The organism is Streptomyces roseoverticillatus (assembly GCF_000719265.1).
In the GTDB taxonomy this organism is placed as follows: Bacteria; Actinomycetota; Actinomycetes; order Streptomycetales; family Streptomycetaceae; genus Streptomyces; species Streptomyces roseoverticillatus.
In genome coordinates, this window is record NZ_JOFL01000031.1 from 45,813 (window position 1) to 64,097 (window position 18,285).

The window sequence follows — 18,285 nt, forward strand, 5'->3', positions numbered from 1 at the left end:
GGGGCATAACCGGTCAGCCCTGCGGCGGCGGAATCAGGTCGATACGCTCCTGGCTGACGGGGTAGCCGGCCTTCGCGAAGTTCGCCGCCATGGGGAAGTTGCCCTGGTCGGTGGCGGCCGCGATGCGGGTGGCGCCCTCGTCCACCAGGTCGTGCGTGCACTCCACGAGCAGGTTGTAGGCGTAGCCGCGGCCGCGCTGCCCGGGAACGACGCCGATGTAGCCCACGCACGGCCCGGCCGGGTTGTGCGCGGGGATGTGGATGCCGACGAGCTCGCCGCCGGGCGTGTAGGCGAGCTTCCACCACGCGCGGGGCGACGGCAGCCAGTCGAGGAACTCCATCGAGTCGTCGACGGCCGCCTCCAGGCCGAGTTCGGCGACGTTCCGGCAGTCGTGGGCGTCGAGCGTGCCGTGCATGGTGCGGCCGAGCACGTCGCGGATGACGGCGTCGTCGGGCTCGGGGCGGCACACCAGCCTGCCCGTGCGCTCCGGCAGCGGGCAATCGGTCGTCCACTCGTAGCGGAAGCGCTCGACGAGGATCCGCATCCCGGCGGCCTCGGCGGCCGCGACGCGGGCCTCGACGGCGGCGCGCACGTCCGGCAGGTCGCGCCAGCCGGGCGGGGCGATGAGGCAGTACTCGGACCGCAGGGGCGCGGCGCGCAGCACCTGGGCCGCCGCCTCCGCCTCGCCGTCGGCGAAGTCGAACCAGTCGAGGGCCTTGGGCGTCTCGTCGCCCGGCCCTCCCCACCAGGCGGCGCGGGCCACGACCCTGCCGTCGCGCAGCGCCACCCAGGTCCAGTCGGGCCGGTACTCCCCGCCCTCGTGGACGGGCACGTAGGCGTGGCCGAAGGCGCCCTTGCCGACGAGGGCGGGGGCGGAAGAGGCGTCGAAGGAGGTGAACAGGTGGGTGTCGTGCTCGGTGAGCGCGCGGACGACCAAGCCGGTCATGGGTTCCTTCCGGAAGGGAATCTCTGCGCAGAGGGTGCGCGCACCCGGTGCCGGCCGTCCACTGATTTCTTCACCCGCTCGTTCGCCGCACACCCGTTCCTCACGCCTGGTGCAGCCCCCGCCCCGCCAGCGACAGCATCACCTCGCCCACCGCCTCCGACAGCGTCGGGTGCGGGTGGATGTGCTGGGCGATGTCCGTGGCCTCCGCGTCCCAGCCGACGGCCAGCTGGCTCTCCGCGATCATCTCCGAGACGTGCGGGCCCACCAGGTGGACGCCGAGCAGCCGGCCGCCGCCCTTCTCGGCGACGGCCTTCACCACACCGGCCTGCCCGTGCACCATGCCCTTGGCGATGGCCGTCAGCGGCATGGAGTTGACCTCGACATCGAACCCGCGCTCGCGCGCACCCGCCTCCGTCAGACCGACCGAGGCCGTCTGCGGGCTGGAGTACGTGACGCGCGGCACGGCGGCGTAGTCGACCGGCCGCGGAGCCCGCCCGGCCAGGGTCTCGGCGACCAGCAGACCCTCCGCGAAGGAGGCGTGGGCCAGGCCGAGGGACGGCGGAGGCAGCAGGTCGCCGACGACGTGGATGCCCGGCATCGCCGTCTCCAGGCGCGACCAGTCGGCCGGCTGTACGAAGCCGCGGGCGTCGACGGCGAGACCGGCCGCCGCGAGGCCGAGGCCGTCGGTGACCGGGACCCGGCCCACGGCCACCAGCAGCCGCTCCGCCGTGACGGTGCGCACGTCCCCCTTGGCGGTGCGCAGCGTGGCCCGCACCCCGCCCTCGTGGACGGCGGCCTCCTCCAGCCGCGCCCCCGCCTGCACGTCGATGCCGCGCTTCTTCAGACCCCGCGTCAGGTACCGGCTCACGTCGGCGTCCTCCAGCGGCAGCAACCGGTCCGCCGCCTCCACGAGCGTCACCTCGGCGCCCATGGAGCGGTGCAGGGACGCGTACTCGACGCCGATGGCACCCCCGCCCAGCACCAGCACCGAGCCCGGCAGCCCGGGCACGAACAGCGCGTCGTCGCTGGTCACCACGCGCGCCCCGGACGGCTCCAGGCCGGGCAGCGTGCGCGGCCTGGAGCCGGTCGCGAGGACGACGCCCCGCCGGGCCGTCCACCGCGCGCCCGCGTCCGCACCCGAGTCGATCCGTACGCTGCGTGCGTCCGTCAGCGATGCGGAGCCGTGCACCACGCGTACGCCGGCCTGGGCCAGATGGCCCTCCACGCCCCGGTGGTTGCGGGAGACGATGTCATCACGGGTCGCGGTCAGCGCGGACCAGTCGACCGACTCCAGCGTCGCCTTCACTCCCCACCGCTCGCGCGCCTCCGCGATGCCGTCCACGAGCTCCGCCGCGTGCAGCATCGCCTTGCTGGGTATGCAGCCGCGGTGCAGACAGGTCCCGCCCACCAGGTCGCGCTCCGCGAGGACTACGTCGAGGCCGAGCGCCGCGGCGCGCAGGGCGGTGCTGTAGCCGCCCGTGCCGCCGCCGATCACGATCACATCTGTTTCCAGCAAGCCTGTTTCGCGCATGTCTTCACCCTGCGCTGTCAGGGATCATGAGTCCAACGCAATGTTTCGATGGAACCCATGATCTGGGTTCATGAGTGCTCAGGGGGGCCGGCATGAGCCTGCGGCAGATGGAGTACCTCGTCACCGTCGTCGAGGAGGAGTCCTTCACCCGCGCCGCCGAGCTCCTCAACGTCACCCAGTCCGCGCTCTCCCACCAGATCAAGGCCCTGGAACGGGACGTCGGCGGCCCGCTGCTGGAACGCCGCCCCCGCGGCATCGGCCTGACCCCCATGGGCCGCGCGTTCCTCCCCCACGCCGAACTCGCCGTCCGCAGCGCCGAACAGGCCCGCCGGGCGGCGAAGGCCGCGGCCGGGGCGGCCGGCGGCGAACTGCACATCGCCTCGCTGCACGCCCTCGCGGTCGGCGTGCTGCCACCCGTCTTCGCGCGCTGGCGCCGCGCCTTCCCCGCCGTCCGCCTCCACCTCCACGAGTACGCGACCACGGAGGAGCTGCGCGACCACATGGAACGCGGCGTCGCCGACATCGCCGTCGGCCCACGCCCGGAGGGCTGGCACGGCCCCGTCGTCTCCCTCGGCGACGAGGAGATCATGGTGATCACCTCGGCCGCCGACCCGCTCGCCGCCCGTACGGACCCGGTCACGCTGCCCGAGCTGGCCGACCGCGACTGGGTGCGCTGCGCCCTCGAACCGCTCGTGCAGGGCAAACGCTGGCTGGACTGGGTCTGCGAACAGGGCGGCTTCAGCCCCCGTACGGCAATCTGGACGGAACACTCCTCGACCGCCGTACGGATGGCTGTGGCCGGGCTGGGCCTGGTCGCCGCCCCCGTGCACATGGCGCGCGACGTGCCCGGCGCGGTGGCCGTCCCGGTCGACCGCCCGTGGCGCCGCGAGCAGACCGCCTTCACGCGGGTCGGCCTGACGGGGATCACGGCGGCGTTCGTGGAACTGTGCGGGGAGATGGCGTTTCCGGGACCGGTGCTGTCGGGTCACCGGGCTCCGTAAGCACCGCGCCCCGTTAGGGGCGCGGGGCGGTGCCAATCTGCGGCTCCGCCGCGTGGGCGCGACCAGCCACATACGACCCGCAGTCGACAACGCACCCGGCCGAGCACTCAGCTCCGTACGAGAAGCGCCACCGGCTGGTGTTCCAGTAGCTCGGCCAGCATGGCACGCCCTTCGAAGGACGCCCCCGTCAACACCTCGCGCCACGGCCCGCCCCCCGGCAAGGCCAGCACCGTCTCCCGCAGCCCCCCGCTCCGGGCGAGCCGGCGCTGCAGCCGTGAGACGACGGTCACCGCCTCGCCGGAGCGGGCGAACGCCACGCAGTGCTCCGCGGCCGGGCCGTCGGCGGCCAGCGGCTCGTACGAGGCGCCCACGCCGAACCACTCGGGGCGCTCGCGGCGCAGCCGCAACACGGTGCGGGTCAGGTGCAGCTTCTCGGCGGTCAGGTTGCCCGCGGCACCGGCAGCGGCACAGACACCGGCTTCGGCTCCCGCTTCGGAGAAGACCGGCGGCCGCCGGTTGTCGGGGTCGACCAGCGCGGCGTACGCGCGCTCCGTGCCCATGTAGAGGTCCGGGACGCCCGGCATGGTCAGGTGCAGCAGGGCCGCGCCGAGCGTGTTGGCCCGCACGGACGGCCGCAGCGCCTCTTCCAGGGGCGCGAGCGCGGCGCGGGCCGCACCGCACGGGCCTCCCGCGACGAACGCCTCCACCGCCGCCTCGTACGGCGCGTCCGGCTCGGTCCACGTCGTACGGAGCCCCGCCTCGCGCACGCTCTTCAGCACGGCGGCGACGAGCCGGGACGCGTCGGCGGGCCCGTCGGACCCGCCGGCCGGGCCGAGCCCGAAGGCGGTCTGCCAGGCCAGCCACGCCGCGTGCGGGTCGGGCGCGCCGGGCTCCGTGGCCGCCAGCCGCTCCATCAGGTCGCCCCACTCCTCGGGGCATTCGCTGAGCGCGGCGATGCGGGCCCGTACGTCGGCGCTGCGTTTGGTGTCGTGCGTGGAGAGCACGGTGCCGGTCGCGGGCCAGTCGCGCTGGAGCAGGGCGCAGTAGGAGTGGAAGTCCTCGGGGGAGACCGCGGGCCGGCCGGGGTCGCCGCCGACCTCCGTGGCCGACAGCAGGGGCGCGTGCCGGTAGAAGGCGGTGTCCTCGACGGACTTGGCGCGCAGCGCGGACGCGGTCTGCGCGAACCGCGCGCAGAAGTCCCGGTGGTCGGGGCCCTGCCCCAGGCGGCCGAGCGCCGCGTCGCGGACCACCTCGGCCGCGGCCGCCTCCTCGGGGACGGCGAAGGCGCCGCGCGCGTCCTGGGCGGCCTGGTCGAGGAGGGCGGCGTCGACGGGGGCGACCGGCCGGCCGGGCACGGCGTAGGGGCGGTAGACGGGCAGCCGGACGAGGATCTCGTGCAGGGCCGTGCGCAGGGCCCAGGGCGCGGTGTCGCGCAGCCGGTGGGAGCCCTCGCAGATCCGGCCGGCGGTCCGGACGAGCCGTTCGGACTCCGCGGCGAGCTCGTGGCTGATCACCTTGTACGCGGCGCGCCGCACCGTCGCGGGCCAGTCGCCGCCGCGGTCGGGCGGCAGGCCGGTGAAGTCGCGGTAGCGGGCGCCGAGCGCGCCCACGCCCTCGGGGTCGAGGAAGAGGCCGTCGAGGCGGCGCAGGGCGTCGTAGCCCGTGGTGCCGGCGACGGCCCAGTCGGCGGGCAGCCGCTCGTCGGCGCTGAGGATCTTCTCGACGACCGTCCACCGGCCGTCCGTGGCCTCGGCGAGCCGGCGCAGGTAGCCCGCGGGGTCGGCGAGGCCGTCGGGGTGGTCGACGCGCAGCCCGTCGATCACCCCCTCGCGCAGCAACTGGACGACCTTGCCGTGGGTGGCGGCGAAGACCTCGGGGTCCTCGACGCGAACGGCGATCAGCTCGGAGACGGTGAAGAAGCGCCGGTAGTTGAGCTCGGTGCGGGCCAGGCGCCACCAGGCGGGCCGGTACCACTGGGCGTCGAGCAGCTCGGGCAGCGGCAGCCGCTCGGTGCCGGGCCGCAGCGGGAACGCGTGGTCGCCGTAGCGCAGGACGCGCTCAGCACCGCCCGCGCGGCCCGCGACCGTGAAGCGCCGCAGCTCCGCGCCGAGCGGGCCGGCCAGGACGGGGAGCAGCACCTTCCCGCCGTGCTCGGCCCAGTCGATGTCGAACCAGCGGGCGTAGCGCGAGGCCGGGCCGTCCCGCAGGACCTCCCACAGCGGGCCGTTGAGCGTCGCGGGCGCGGGCACGGCCATGTGGTTGGGCACGATGTCGACGACGAGGCCGAGCCCGTGCTCCCGGGCGGTGCGCGAGAGCGACCGCAGGCCCTCCTCGCCGCCGAGCTCCGCCCGTACGGCCGAGTGGTCGGTCACGTCGTAGCCGTGGGTGGAGCCGGGGACGGCCTCCAGGACGGGCGACAGGTGCAGGTGCGACACCCCGAGGGAGGCCAGGTAGGGCACGGCCTCCTCGGCCGCCCGGAACGGGAAGGAGGGCTGGAGCTGGAGCCGGTAGGTGGCGGTCGGCGCGGTGCGGTGCGGGGGCCTCATGGGAACGTACGTACCCACTTGGCGCGGCTTTGCCGCGGGGGCCACCAGTACGGAGGGTTGGGCACGGCTCGGCACCGCCGGATTCCGCCGTCGTGGTGCTGCGCCGTTGCGGCGGACAAACCTTCTTCCGCCGCAGCGGCGGGATGCCACGACGGCGTGGACCGGCGGTGCCGGACCGTGCTGTCACCCGGGAGTGGGGCCGGGCGGGCCGCCCTACGCCGGCCGCTGCAGCACCGTCAGGCTGCGGTCGGCCAGCGTCAGACGGTCTCCCGCACGGACCTTCGGCCCATCCGTCTCGACGCCCTCCGCGCTCGCGGTGTCGACCACGATCTGCCACTGCCTGCCGTGGTCGGCGGGGACGACGAAGTCGAGCGGCTTGTCGTGCGCGTTGAACATCAGCAGGAAGGAGTCGTCGACGACCGGCTCGCCGCGCGGCCCGGGCTCGGAGATCGCCCCGCCGTTGAGGAAGACGGTCAGGGACTTGGCCTGGGCGGCCTGCCAGTCGCTGTCCCGCATCTCTTCACCCTCGTGGGTGAACCAGGCGATGTCGGACAGCTCGTCGTGCGTGCCCTGCACGGGGCGGCCGTGGAAGAAGCGGCGGCGCCGGAAGACCGGGTGGTCGCGGCGCAGCCACACCATCGCGCGGGTGAAGGCGAGCATCCGGCGGGCGCGCGTGGAGGACGCGTCGCCGGGGTGCGGCCAGTGCACCCAGGAGACGTCGTTGTCCTGGCAGTAGGCGTTGTTGTTGCCGCGCTGGCTGCGCGCGAACTCGTCGCCGTGGCTGAGCATGGGCACGCCCTGGGACACCAGCAGGGTGGCGATGAAGTTGCGCATCTGGCGCTCGCGCAGGGCGAGCACCCCGGGGTCGCCGGTCTCTCCCTCGGCCCCGCAGTTCCAGGACCGGTTGTGGTTCTCGCCGTCGCGGTTGTCCTCGCCGTTGGCCTCGTTGTGCTTGTCGTTGTACGCGACGAGGTCGTGCAGGGTGAAGCCGTCGTGACAGGTGACGAAGTTGATGGAGGCCAGCGGGCGGCGGCCGTCGCCCTGGTAGAGGTCGGAGGAGCCGGTCAGGCGTGAGCCGAACTCCGCGAGGGTGGCCGGTTCGCCGCGCCACAGGTCCCGCGCCGTATCCCGGAATTTTCCGTTCCACTCGGCCCAGAGCGGGGGGAAGTTCCCCACCTGGTAGCCCCCCTCGCCGACGTCCCACGGCTCGGCGATCAGCTTCACCCGGCTGACCACCGGATCCTGCTGCACCAGGTCGAAGAACGACGACAGCCGGTCCACCTCGTGGAACTGGCGCGCGAGCGTCGCCGCCAGATCGAAGCGGAAACCGTCCACCCGCATCTCGGTCACCCAGTACCGCAGCGAGTCCATGATGAGCTGCAGGACGTGCGGGCTGCGCATCAGCAGGGAATTGCCGGTGCCGGTGGTGTCCATGTAGTACTGCGGGTCGTCCGCGAGCCGGTAGTACGAGGCGTTGTCCAGGCCGCGGAAGGACAGCGTCGGCCCCAGGTGACTGCCCTCGGCCGTGTGGTTGTAGACCACATCCAGAATGACCTCGATGCCCGCCGCGTGCAGTGCCCGCACCGCAGACTTGAACTCCAGCACCTGCTGGCCCCGGTCGCCCCAGGAGGCGTAGGCGTTGTGCGGGGCGAAGAAGCCGATGGTGTTGTAGCCCCAGTAGTTGGCCAGCCCCGCGTCCACCAGCCGGTGGTCGTTGACGAACTGATGGACCGGCATCAGCTCGATGGCCGTCACCCCCAGCTCCGTCAGGTGCTCCAGCACCGCCGGATGGGCCAGCGCCGCGTACGTGCCCCGGATCTCCTCCGGCAGCGCGGGGTGGCGCATCGTCAGGCCCTTCACATGGGCCTCATAGATGACCGTGCGGTGATAGTCGGTGCGCGGCGGGCGGTCGTCCCCCCAGTCGAAGTACGGGTTGACGACGACCGACGTCATCATGTGCGGCGCCGAGTCCATGTCGTTGCGCTTCTCAGGCCGCCCGAAGTGGTAGCCGTACACCGCTTCGCTCCAGTCGACGGCCCCGCTCACGGCCCGGGCGTAGGGGTCCAGCAGCAGCTTGGCGGAGTTGCAGCGGTGGCCGCGCTCCGGCTCGTACGGCCCGTGCACCCGGAAGCCGTACCGCTGACCCGGCATCACCCCCGGCAGATAGGCGTGCCGTACGAAGGCGTCGCTCTCGCGCAGCTCGACCGCCGTCTCCGAGCCGTCGTCGTGCAGCAGGCACAGCTCGACCCGCTCGGCGACCTCCGCGAAGACCGCGAAGTTGGTGCCGGCGCCGTCGTACGTCGCGCCGAGGGGATACGCCTGTCCCGGCCAGACCTGCATCGACTCTTCCGTTCTTCCGTCGTCCCCGGTTCTTCTGTACCGGTGGTCACGCGCGCGTACGGGCCGAAGCGGCATCCTCGCCCAATCGGAGCCGACGGGCCGCCCTTTCGCCAGATCTTCCCCAAAAGGAGCGCCGCCACCGCCTTCTTCGGCTCGTCCGACCGGGTGACCCGGCGGGGCCCGGCCGGTTGCGGCCCCCGCCCGCACGGGCCCCGGGGCACCGCCGCCACCGCGCCCGTACGCGCGCCCGCACGGCCCTCACCGCGCCTTTTGCGCCCCCGCCGCTATGAAACGGCTCACTCCCCGCCCCGGGGCGCCGGACAACAGGCACACGGAAACCCAGAGTTGACGGGGGACCGGCCGCGTCCGGGTGCAGGGCCTCCCGCCCGCACAGTAGTCTGCCTTGATCGTTGGACGGGGGCGGAAGGGCGGTGCACTGTGAGCTCGGGCGGGCTGGAGCTGCCCCCTGGAGACGGAGGTCCCGGGGGTGACGGCTCGGCCGACACACCTCCCGGCGCCGTGTCCTTGGCGCGCCCCGTGGAGATCGGCGCCGCGCTGGACTGGGACGCCGACGCGTGGAGCGAGGTGCGCACCCGCGCCCGGCGCGCCGGCCGGGCCTACATCTGGCTCAACCTCGTGGAGCAGCGGCTGCGCGCCGTCGTGGCCGCCGTGCTGCGGCCCGTCTACGAGCCCGTGCACGGCGAGGACGAATGGGTCGTCGCCGCGGCCGGCCCCGCCGGGCAGGAGTGGGTGCAGCGGGCCGTGGCCGTGCGCGAGGTCAGCCGCCGCAAGGGCTACCTGCTGGACCCCGCCGACGACAACGTCCTCAGCTTCCTCACCCTGCCCCAGCTGCGTGAGCTCCTCGTCCAGCACTGGCCCTGCTTCGAGCCCTACCTCGACGACCGGCGCGAGCTGGAGCTGGCGCTGGACGAGCTCGAGGTCACGCGCAACGTCGTCTCCCGCAACCGCGCCCTGTCCGAGACCGTCCTCGCCCAGGCCGAGCGGGCCTCCGGCCGCCTCCTCGCCATCCTCGGCGGCGGCAGCGGCTCCGGCGCCGCGTCCGCCGACCGGCTGCCCGTCGACGCCGTCGAGGACATCGTGGGCGACCGCTACGCCGACGTCGTCGGCGTCCACCCCGACCGGGTCCGGCTGCAGCGCCAGCTGCCCGTCGAGGACCTCTTCGGCAGCGCCCGGCGCCTCGACGCCGTCGGCATAGGCCTGAACCTGCTCGTCCAGAACTACTCGGGTCGCCGGCTCGTCCGGCTCGCCGAGGCGGGCTGCCGGGCCCGCCTGCTCTTCCTCAACCCCGCCAGCAGCGCCGTGCGGCGCCGGGAGCGGGAGCTGGGCATCAAGAAGGGCGAGATGAGCCGGTCCGTCGAGATGAACATCATGCACATGCGGCGCGTGCGCGACCGGCTGCGGGACACCGCCGCCTTCGAGATCCGCGTCTTCGACGAGACGCCCCGCTTCACCGCCTACCTCGTCAACGGCGACGGCTCGGACGGCCTCGCCGTCGTCCAGTCCTACCTGCGCAAGGCCCGCGGCATGGAGGCGCCCGTGCTGGTGCTGCGCGGCGGCGGCACCGTCGTCCGCGACGGGCGCGAGCCCGAGCACGGGCTCTTCGAGACGTACCGCGAGGAGTTCGAGAGCGTGTGGGCGGACTCGCGGCCGGTGTCGTGACGCTCGCCTGCGGCGACGGCCTGACGAGGGGCGATGTCAGTGGGGCGTGCGACGCTGGGGAACCAGTCGGGGGAAGCACCACGAAGGGGGACCGCGATGGGGTGGCATCAGGAGCTGCTGATCGGCTTCGACCTGGAGACGACGGGCACGGACCCGGCGGAGGCGAGGATCGTCACGGCGGCCGTCGTCGAGACCAAGGGCGGTGAGCCGATCGGGCGCCGGGAGTGGCTCGCCGACCCCGGCGTCCCCATCCCGGACGAGGCCGCGGCCATCCACGGCATCACCAGCGAGCGCGCGGCGCTCGGGCGGCCGGCGCGTGAGGTGGCCGACGAGATAGCCGGCATCCTCGTCGCCCACTGGTCGGCGGGCGCCCCCGTCGTCGCCTACAACGCCGCCTTCGACCTGACGATCCTCGCGGCGGAGCTCCAGCGGCACGGGCTGCCGTCGCTCGGCGAGCGGCTCGCCGCGGAGGCCGCCGGTACGGCGGCGGAGACGGGCCCGGTCGTGGACCCGCTCACCATGGACCGCGCCCTCGACCGCTACCGCCGGGGCAAGCGCAATCTGGAGACCGTCTGCGGCGTCTACGGCGTCACCCTGGACGACGCCCACGAGGCGGGCGCGGACGCCCTCGCCGCGGTCCGGGTGGCTTGCGCCCTCGCCGACCGCTACCCGGAGGTGGCCGGGTCGGCCCCGTGGGACCTCCACCGGGACCAGGTCCGCTGGTACGCGGAATGGGCACGGGGGTATGAGGCATGGCTGCGCGGCCGCGGGGACGCGACGGCGACAGTGGACACCCGCTGGCCATTGCGCTGACCGCGAGGCGGTCGACAGCGGCGTACGCGGTGGTTCCGACCGCCGCGCATTCCGCCGGACCCTCGCCGCGGTGGATTCTCGCCGTTGCGGCGGGAGGATTCAGCGTGGCTGAACGTGCAGCGGGTTCGCACCCCGATAGGGGCGCGGGGCGGTGTCGATTTGCGGCTCCGCCGCGTGGGCGCGATCAGCCACGTACGGCCCGCAGCCGGCCGACGGGCCATCCGGCTGGCACTGAGAGGGCAGGCCTCCGCCCCATCAGGGGCGCGGGGAACTGCGCGACCAGCCACACACCGCCCGCAGCCGTCCTCCTGCAGCAGCCCACCGCATCGTTCCCAGCCCTCCCGCAGGGAGATCCCCCTCAGAACGGATACCACCGCACCCCCGCATCCCCCTCCCGCAGGGACGCCACCCGGCGAGCGAACTCCGCCCGCGCCGCCGCGCCGGCCGGCGCGTGCTGGGCCACCCACGCGCAGCTCGCCGTCTCGCGGGCGCCCCGCAGGACCCCGCAGCCCTCCCACTCCCGGACGTCCCAGCCGTACGCGCGTACGAAGGTGTCGTAGGCGTCGGCGGGCAGGCCGTAACGGTCCTTGCTGAGGGCGAGGACGACGAGGTCGTGCTCGCGCAGGTCGCCGGAGAAGGTCTCCAGGTCCACGAGGACGGGGCCGGACGGCCCCAGGTGCACGTTGCGGGGGAGGGCGTCCCCGTGGATCGGGCCGCGCGGCAGGTGCGGGGTCAGCGCGGCGGCCTCCGCCGCGAACGCGTCCCGGCGCTGCCGCAGGTAGGCCGCGTCGGCGGGGTCGATCGCGTCGCCCGCCAGCCGCAGCCACCGCTCGACGCCGCCGAGGAGCTCCCGCGGCGGCAGGGCGAAGTCCGGCTCCGGCAGGGCGTGGATGACGCGCAGCAGCGCGGCGAGGTCGGCGGGCCCGGCCGGGCGCACGGCGTCGGGGAGCCGGTGCCAGAGGGTCACCGGCCGGCCCTCGGCCACGCGCGGCGCGGCCTCGGCGGCGCGCACCGCCGGGACGCCGTGCCCGGCCAGCCAGGCGGCGACGCGCAGCTCGTGCCGCGCCCGGTCGAGCAGTGAGGCGTCGCGGCCGACCTTGGCGACGAGCCCGCCGCCGGCGAAGACCGCGTTCTCGCCGAGGGAGAGCAGGGCCGCGTCCGCCGGCATCTCCGGCACCGCCGCCGCGAGCAGGGCGCGCGCCCGCTGCTCCGTGAATGCCGTGCTGCCTTCCACCGCGTCCGTCACCGTGTCCCTGCTTCCTGTGTTCGCCCTGCTCGACCTGCCACGCTACCGGCTCGGCCGGTGATGGCCGAAAGTAATCGCCGGGCGGTACGTATCGTCTCGCCGGGCCCGGAGCGGGGTTGTTCACCTTCCGCTCTCATCAGGGCTGCCCCCGCGCTCAGTTGATGCGGCGTCAGTGCCCAAATTGCCTTCCTTCAAAGGCTTTTGGCATTACGCAACGACGTTGCCTATGTCACAAAACCCCGAGGGGGTTGAACTGCCCGCGTCAAATCCGACAGGGTTTCGAAGCACCCGGAGCGACCCCTTCCGTCACTCCGGGTGTGCACTGACTCATGCTCAATTCCCCCCACAACAGCACGAGGAGGAAACCTCGTCATGGCAGCACACAAGCGCGCCGGCCGGCGACGGCTGATCCTTGCGATATCCGCCGCGACCGCCGTCACCGCCGGAGCCACGCTCATGGCTCTGCCGGCCGGCGCCGCCCCCGCCCCCGAAGGCACCGTCTACGGCACCGAGTCCAAGGACGCCGTCGAAGGCAGCTACATCGTCCTGCTGAAGGACGGCAAGGAAGCCAAGGCGGGCGTGGGCGCGAAGTCCGTGTCCGCGCAGGGCGGCGACCTCGCCCAGCGGTACGGCGGCAAGCTCGGCCGCACCTACGACTCGGCCATCCACGGCTTCTCGGCCAGTGGCCTCGACAAGACCGAGGCCAAGCGGCTCGCGGCCGACCCGGCCGTCGCCAAGGTCGTGCAGAACCACCGCTTCAAGGCCACCGCCACCCAGGAGGCCCCACCCTCCTGGGGGCTGGACCGCATCGACCAGACCGAGACCAAGGGCGACGGCAAGTACGCCTACCCCGACGGCGCCGGTGACGGCGTGACCGCGTACGTCATCGATACCGGGGTCCACATCAGCCACAAGGACTTCGGCGGTCGCGCCTCCTTCGGCTTCAACGCCGTCGACAAGAGCGACAAGGCCGAGGACGACAACGGCCACGGCACCCACGTGGCGGGCACCATCGCCGGCACGGCGCACGGCGTCGCCAAGAAGGCCAAGATCGTGGCCGTCAAGGTGCTGGACGGCCAGGGCTCCGGCTCCACCGAGCAGGTCGTGGCCGGCATCGACTGGGTCACCAAGAACCACAAGGGCCCCTCGGTCGCCAACATGAGCCTCGGCGGCGGCGCGGACGAGGCGCTCGACGCGGCCGTGCAGAAGGCGATCGCCTCCGGCGTCACCTTCGCCGTCGCGGCGGGCAACGAGTCCACGGACGCGGGCAACAGCTCCCCGGCCCGGGTGAAGGAGGCCATCACGGTCGCCTCCTCCACCAAGGACGATCAGCAGTCCGACTTCTCCAACTTCGGCAGCGTGGTCGACCTCTACGCCCCCGGCTCGGACATCACCTCCGACTGGAACGACAGCGACTCCGGCACCAAGACCATCTCCGGTACGTCGATGGCCACCCCGCACGTGGTGGGCGCCGCCGCGGTCTACCTGTCGGCCCACAAGGACGCCACCCCGGACCAGGTCGCGGCCGCCCTCGTCAAGGGCGCCACGTCGGACAAGATCTCCAAGCCGAGCGCGGGCACGCCCAACAAGCTGCTGAAGGTCACCGAGTAGTCCGGACAGCAGGACAGCCCATCGGCCGGCCGCCGCGCCCCACCCCCACGGGGCGCGGCGGCCGTGCCCTTTCCCGGCCCGGCAGGTCGCCTTTCCAGCCAGGCCGGTCGCCGGGGCGGGATCAGGCCGAGCGGCCGAGAGCCGCGCGCAGCTCCGGGGAGGCGGCCGCCCCCGCCGCGGCCCCCTCTGCCCCTTCTTCTAGGTATCGCCGCACCACCAGCGCCACCACCTCGGGCGCCGCACCCAGCACGCCCGCGAGGACGTCCGCGCCGCCCTCCGCGGCGCCCCGCGCGATGCGGTCCGGCAGGCGGCCGGGCGCGAGGACGTACGGGGCGACCGCCACCCGGCGGGCCCCCTCGGCGCGCAGCGCGCGCACGGCGTCCGCGACGCGCGGCAGGGAAGCGGAGGCGAACGCGGGCCGCACGGCGCACCAGCCGGTACGCCGCCACTCCCGCGCGATTGCTGCGATCACCGCGCTCGCCTCCGGGTCGGAGGAGCCCGCCGAGGCCAGGACGACCCCGGTCGGGCTCCGGTCACCGGGCGCCAGCCCGGCTTCGTGCAGCCGCCGCTCCAGGGCGGCGGTCAGCAGGGGCGACGGCCCCAGCACCCGCGCCCGCCGCACCCGCAGGTGCGGCAGCCCCGCCGTCGCCGCCCGCAGCACGGCCGGAATGTCGGCCTTGGCGTGGAAGGCGCGGGTCAGCAGCAGCGGCAGGGCCACCACGTCCCGTACGCCCTCCGCCGCCAGCCGCTCCAGCACCTGCGGCACGCCCGGCACGCAGAAGTCGAGGAACCCGGCCTCGACCCGTACGCCGGGCAGCGCCGCCGCCACCTTCTCGCGCAGGGCGAGGACGGTGGCCGCGTGGCGCGGGTCGCGGCTGCCGTGGGCGACGAGGAGCAGGGGAGCGGGGGTCAACGGGCCGCCGCGGCCAGTCCGCGCGTCCGCAGCACCCGGCGCTCCAGCGGGCTGAAGACGGCCAGGTCGATGGCGATGCCGACGAACAGGATGAGGATGATCCCGAGGAGGACGCCCGGCATGTCGGAGTCGGTGCGCGCGTTCTCCAGGTACTGGCCGAGCCCCAGCCCCAGGTCGGGCGAGGAGGCGATCAGCTCGGCGGCCATGAGCGACCGCCAGGAGAACGCCCAGCCCTGCTTCAGCCCGGCGATGTAGCCGGGGAGCGCGGCGGGCAGCAGGACGTGCCGGGCGCCGCGCAGCCCCGTGGCGCCCAGGGTGCGGCCCGCCCGCAGGTACAGCGGCGGCACCTGGTCGATGCCGGACACCAGGCCGTTGGCGATGGACGGCACCGCGCCGAGCAGGATCACCGCGTACATCGCCCCGTCGGTGATGCCCAGCCAGATCACCGCCGCGGGCACCCAGGCGACCGACGGCAGCGACTGCAGCCCGGACAGGACGGGGCCCAGCGCGGCCCGTACGAACTTCACGCGCGCGACGAGCAGGCCGAGCGGCGTGCCGAGGGCGAGGGCGGCGGCGAAGCCCAGCAGGCCGCGCGAGACGGACGTCCAGACGATGTCCAGGAGGGTGCCCCGCAGCCACAGCTCCCTGAGGCTGTGCCAGACCGCGGCCGGGTCGGGCAGCTTGTAGTCGTCGGTGACCTCCGCGACGACCAGCACCTTCCACACCACGAGGACCAGGACGACAGCCGTGACCGGCGGCAGGACCTTGTGGAGCAGCACCTTCCCGAAGGAGGTGCGCTCGACGCGCACCGCGTCCAGCGCGTCGAGCCCGGCTTCCAGGCCGGCGAGGTCGTGGCTGCCGCCGGAGGAGTTCCGGGTGCCGGTCTCAGTGCTGGCCATGGCGGCGGATCTCCCCACGCAGTTCTTCGGTGATCTCGACGGACAGGTCCGCCACCGCCGCGTCCTCGATGCGGCGGGGCTGGGGTATGTCCACGGCCCACTGCCGGGCCACTCGCCCCGGCCGCGAGGACAGCAGCACGACGCGCTCCGCGAGCCGCACGGCCTCGCGGACGTTGTGGGTCACGAACAGCACCGACAGCGACGTCTCGGACCAGATGCGGGTCAGCTCGTGGTGCAGCACGTCCCGGGTGATGGCGTCCAGCGCCGCGAACGGCTCGTCCATCAGCAGGACCTGGCTGTCCTGCGCCAGCGCGCGGGCGAGCGCGACGCGCTGCCGCATGCCGCCCGACAGCTCGTGCACCCGCTTGCCGTACGCCCCGGAGAGCCGTACGAGCTCCAGGAGCCGCTCCGCCTCCGGCCGCCGCTCCGCGCGCGGCACGCCGCGCAGCCGCAGCGCCAGCTCGATGTTGCGGCCCGCGGTGAGCCACGGGAACAGCGCGTGCTCCTGGAACATCAGGGCCGGGCGCCCGCCGGGCACCTCGATGCTGCCCGCGGTCGGCCGGTCCAGGCCGGCCACCAGGTTGAGCAGCGTCGACTTCCCGCAGCCCGAGGCCCCCAGGAGGCACACGAACTCGCCGGGGCGCACCTCCAGCGAGACGTCGTCCAGCACCGGCTGGGCCGCGCCGGGCCGGCCGAAGGACTTGTGGACGTGGTCGATCCTGACCGCCGCGGACTCGCGGTCCGCGAGCGCGGTCGCACCGGTCTTGTCGGTCGTCAGTGCCGGGGCCATCCGGTCACCTCCTGGGGAGTGGGGCGGATACGACGGGCGGGCGGCTACTGCTTGCCGAGCTTCGCGGCGTCCACCGCGGGCCTGCCCTCGGCCTTGAGAACCTTGTTGAGCAGCGTCAGGTCGTAGATGCCGGAGAGGTCCGGCTCTTCCAGGAGCCCCGCCGTGACGGCGTTCGCGGCCTCGGTCCGCAGCGTCGCGGCCAGCGGGTCGTCGAGGACCTCGATGGACTTCCAGGCCGGGTCGAGGATCTGGGCGGGCAGCTCCTTGCCGGAGAGCTTCTTCAGCGCGGCGTTCGCCGAGGCCTCGGCCTTGCCGGGGTTCGCCTTGATCCAGGCGTTGGTCCTCACCGAGCCGCGCAGCACGGCCTCGACGACATCGGGGTGGGCGTCCAGGAACTTCTGCGACACGACCACGTTGGTGATGACGAACTTCTTGTCCGGCCAGAGCGCCGCCTCGTCGAGGAGCACCTTTCCGCCCTCGGAGACCAGCTTCGACGCGGTCGGCTCGGGCACCCACGCGCCGTCCACCGAACCGGACTTGAAGGCGTCGGGCGTCACCTTGTTGTCCGTACGGACCACCGAGACGTCGCCCTTGCCGCTCTGCGGGTCGGCCTTCCAGCCCTGCTGCGCGATCCAGTGCAGGAACGCCACGTCCTGCGTGTTGCCCTTCTGCGGGGTGGCGATCCGCTTGCCCTTCACGTCCTCCACGGACGAGATCTTCTTGGGGTCGACGACGAGCTTCACCCCGCCCGAGGCCGAGCCCGAGACGATGCGCAGGCCCTTCCCCTTGGACTTCACGTAGCCGTTGATCGCGGGCGACGGGCCGATCCAGCCGATGTCGATGGAGCCGGCGTTGAGCGCCTCGATCTCGGAGGGGCCCGCGTTGAACGTGGCCGAGCGGAGCTTCGTGCCGCCCAGCTCCTTCTGGATCAGGCCCTCCTGCTCGCCGACCAACGGCGTGGCGTGGGTGATGTTCGGGAAGTAGCCGATCCGGACCGTGTCGGCCGAGAGCTTCTTCGCGTTCCCCGTCCCGCCCGCGGGCTCGGCTGCGGAGTCCTTCTGCGAGCCGTAGCCGCACGCGCCGAGGGCGAGGGCCAGCAGGGGGAGGGCTGCCAGGGCGGTGAGGGCACGGCGGCGGGGAGGGCGGGCGGCACTGGACACAAGGGGTCCTCTCGAACGGGCCGGGATGCGACTAGGGGACGCCCGGCGCTTGCAGCGGGCGTAAGGAGTGCGGGAGGGCGGGGGGAACTTCAGGACCGGCGGGCGGCGCCGGTACGGTGCTCAGCGCGCACATCGTCCGGTGCCGCCCCGCCCGCTGCCGAGGTCGCCGCCGCCGACGCGGCCGCCCTCCTTGCCGAAGCCCGTGAAGAAGTCCCTGGGGGAGGTGCTCATGGTCAGAAGTCCCAGCCCTCGTCGCCGGCCGCCGCGGCGGTGCCGTCCGCGAACGCCTCGCCCGCCATGCCCGCCGTCAGCGTCGTCCCGTCGGCCGGGTCGATCAGCAGGAACGAGCCGGTGCGCCGGGAGTCGGTGTACGGGTCGAGCGCCAGCGGCTCGGCCGTGCGCAGCACCACCCGCCCGATGTCGTTGGCGGCCAGCTCGCCGGGGTCCGGGTGCTGGGAGAGGTCGTCGAGCGCCAGCCGGGACGGCACCGCCTTCACCAGGGCCTTGACCGTCCGGGTCGTGTGCTTGAGCAGCACCCGGTCCCCCACGCGCAGCGGCCGGTCCGCCACGTGGCAGACGGTCGCCTCGACGTCCCGGGTCGTGCCGGGCGCGTCCGCCGTCGGGACGATGAGATCGCCGCGCGAGACGTCCACGTCGTCGGCGAGCCGCACCGTCACCGACTGCGGCGCCCACGCCACGTCCACCGGCGAGCCGAGGGCGTCGATGCCGTCGATCGTGCTCGTCCGCCCCGAGGGGAGGACCGTTACCCGCTCGCCGACGCGCAGGACGCCGGCGGCCAGCTGGCCGGC

General features: G+C 73.9%; 14 protein-coding genes. 4 read left to right on the forward strand and 10 right to left on the reverse strand.

The features are described 5' to 3' along the window. Window positions 1-13: 13 nt before the first annotated feature. Together IF61_RS0128335 and lpdA are read right to left on the reverse strand one after the other, a co-directional pair. Complete coding sequence (locus IF61_RS0128335) at window positions 14-946, reverse strand: GNAT family N-acetyltransferase (protein ID WP_030369384.1); 933 nt, start codon at window positions 944-946, stop codon at window positions 14-16. Window positions 947-1,046: 100 nt separating this feature from the next. Then, window positions 1,047-2,477: a dihydrolipoyl dehydrogenase gene (gene lpdA, locus IF61_RS0128340; RefSeq protein WP_030369385.1), complete on the reverse strand. Its 1,431-nt coding sequence runs from the start codon at window positions 2,475-2,477 to the stop codon at window positions 1,047-1,049. A 92-nt stretch (window positions 2,478-2,569) separates the two neighbouring features. Here lpdA and IF61_RS0128345 point away from each other — a divergent pair, with 92 nt between their 5' ends. Beyond that, complete coding sequence (locus IF61_RS0128345; RefSeq protein WP_030369386.1) at window positions 2,570-3,478, forward strand: LysR family transcriptional regulator; 909 nt, start codon at window positions 2,570-2,572, stop codon at window positions 3,476-3,478. Window positions 3,479-3,585: 107 nt separating this feature from the next. Here the strand turns inward: IF61_RS0128345 and treY are convergent, their stop codons facing one another. Together treY and glgX are read right to left on the reverse strand one after the other, a co-directional pair. Beyond that, window positions 3,586-6,024: a malto-oligosyltrehalose synthase gene (gene treY / locus IF61_RS0128350; protein ID WP_030369387.1), complete on the reverse strand. Its 2,439-nt coding sequence runs from the start codon at window positions 6,022-6,024 to the stop codon at window positions 3,586-3,588. 213 nt (window positions 6,025-6,237) lie between these two features. After that, window positions 6,238-8,364, reverse strand: coding sequence for a glycogen debranching protein GlgX (glgX, locus tag IF61_RS0128355; RefSeq protein WP_030369388.1), 2,127 nt, complete (start codon window positions 8,362-8,364; stop codon window positions 6,238-6,240). 438 nt (window positions 8,365-8,802) lie between these two features. Here glgX and IF61_RS0128360 point away from each other — a divergent pair, with 438 nt between their 5' ends. Together IF61_RS0128360 and IF61_RS0128365 are read left to right on the forward strand one after the other, a co-directional pair. Then, the gene (locus IF61_RS0128360; protein ID WP_078660571.1) at window positions 8,803-10,044 is read left to right on the forward strand and encodes an SAV2148 family HEPN domain-containing protein; all 1,242 of its coding nucleotides are present in this window, start codon (window positions 8,803-8,805) and stop codon (window positions 10,042-10,044) included. Window positions 10,045-10,140: 96 nt separating this feature from the next. Then, window positions 10,141-10,857 carry a 3'-5' exonuclease gene (locus IF61_RS0128365; RefSeq protein WP_030369390.1) on the forward strand — a complete coding sequence of 239 codons (717 nt, stop codon included), beginning with the start codon at window positions 10,141-10,143 and terminating at the stop codon, window positions 10,855-10,857. A 358-nt stretch (window positions 10,858-11,215) separates the two neighbouring features. Here the strand turns inward: IF61_RS0128365 and IF61_RS0128370 are convergent, their stop codons facing one another. Further along, on the reverse strand, window positions 11,216-12,025 hold the full coding sequence (locus tag IF61_RS0128370) for a phosphotransferase (RefSeq protein WP_052393128.1): 810 nt from the start codon (window positions 12,023-12,025) through the stop codon (window positions 11,216-11,218). 450 nt (window positions 12,026-12,475) lie between these two features. On the opposite strand from IF61_RS0128370, the gene IF61_RS0128375 reads away from it, so the two are divergent. Then, complete coding sequence (locus tag IF61_RS0128375; RefSeq protein ID WP_030369392.1) at window positions 12,476-13,714, forward strand: S8 family peptidase; 1,239 nt, start codon at window positions 12,476-12,478, stop codon at window positions 13,712-13,714. 121 nt (window positions 13,715-13,835) lie between these two features. Here IF61_RS0128375 and IF61_RS0128380 read toward each other — a convergent pair whose 3' ends face one another. The 5 genes from IF61_RS0128380 to IF61_RS0128405 form a co-directional block, all read right to left on the reverse strand. Continuing rightward, window positions 13,836-14,627, reverse strand: coding sequence for a sirohydrochlorin chelatase (locus IF61_RS0128380; protein WP_030369393.1), 792 nt, complete (start codon window positions 14,625-14,627; stop codon window positions 13,836-13,838). Then, the gene (locus tag IF61_RS0128385) at window positions 14,624-15,526 is read right to left on the reverse strand and encodes an ABC transporter permease (RefSeq protein WP_030369394.1); all 903 of its coding nucleotides are present in this window, start codon (window positions 15,524-15,526) and stop codon (window positions 14,624-14,626) included. Before IF61_RS0128385 ends, IF61_RS0128380 begins: the two co-directional genes overlap by 4 nt. After that, window positions 15,513-16,316 carry an ABC transporter ATP-binding protein gene (locus IF61_RS0128390; RefSeq protein ID WP_030369395.1) on the reverse strand — a complete coding sequence of 268 codons (804 nt, stop codon included), beginning with the start codon at window positions 16,314-16,316 and terminating at the stop codon, window positions 15,513-15,515. The genes IF61_RS0128385 and IF61_RS0128390 overlap by 14 nt, the downstream gene beginning before the upstream one ends. A gap of 44 nt (window positions 16,317-16,360) precedes the next feature. Beyond that, on the reverse strand, window positions 16,361-17,476 hold the full coding sequence (locus IF61_RS0128395) for an aliphatic sulfonate ABC transporter substrate-binding protein (protein ID WP_030369396.1): 1,116 nt from the start codon (window positions 17,474-17,476) through the stop codon (window positions 16,361-16,363). A 233-nt stretch (window positions 17,477-17,709) separates the two neighbouring features. Then, on the reverse strand, window positions 17,710-18,285 hold a 576-nt coding region (locus IF61_RS0128405; RefSeq protein ID WP_030369398.1), incomplete at its 5' end, for an elongation factor 1-alpha C-terminal domain-related protein.

What these genes read in the sequence shown, in the direction of transcription:
- IF61_RS0128375 (WP_030369392.1), top strand. Translation starts at nt 12,476, where the DNA reads ATGGCAGCACACAAGCGCGCCGGCCGGCGACGGCTGATCCTTGCGATA.
- glgX (WP_030369388.1), bottom strand. Translation starts at nt 8,364, where the DNA reads ATGCAGGTCTGGCCGGGACAGGCGTATCCCCTCGGCGCGACGTACGAC.
- IF61_RS0128390 (WP_030369395.1), bottom strand. Translation starts at nt 16,316, where the DNA reads ATGGCCCCGGCACTGACGACCGACAAGACCGGTGCGACCGCGCTCGCG.
- IF61_RS0128345 (WP_030369386.1), top strand. Translation starts at nt 2,570, where the DNA reads ATGAGCCTGCGGCAGATGGAGTACCTCGTCACCGTCGTCGAGGAGGAG.
- IF61_RS0128385 (WP_030369394.1), bottom strand. Translation starts at nt 15,526, where the DNA reads ATGGCCAGCACTGAGACCGGCACCCGGAACTCCTCCGGCGGCAGCCAC.
- IF61_RS0128370 (WP_052393128.1), bottom strand. Translation starts at nt 12,025, where the DNA reads ATGCCGGCGGACGCGGCCCTGCTCTCCCTCGGCGAGAACGCGGTCTTC.
- lpdA (WP_030369385.1), bottom strand. Translation starts at nt 2,477, where the DNA reads ATGCGCGAAACAGGCTTGCTGGAAACAGATGTGATCGTGATCGGCGGC.
- IF61_RS0128365 (WP_030369390.1), top strand. Translation starts at nt 10,141, where the DNA reads ATGGGGTGGCATCAGGAGCTGCTGATCGGCTTCGACCTGGAGACGACG.
- IF61_RS0128335 (WP_030369384.1), bottom strand. Translation starts at nt 946, where the DNA reads ATGACCGGCTTGGTCGTCCGCGCGCTCACCGAGCACGACACCCACCTG.
- treY (WP_030369387.1), bottom strand. Translation starts at nt 6,024, where the DNA reads ATGAGGCCCCCGCACCGCACCGCGCCGACCGCCACCTACCGGCTCCAG.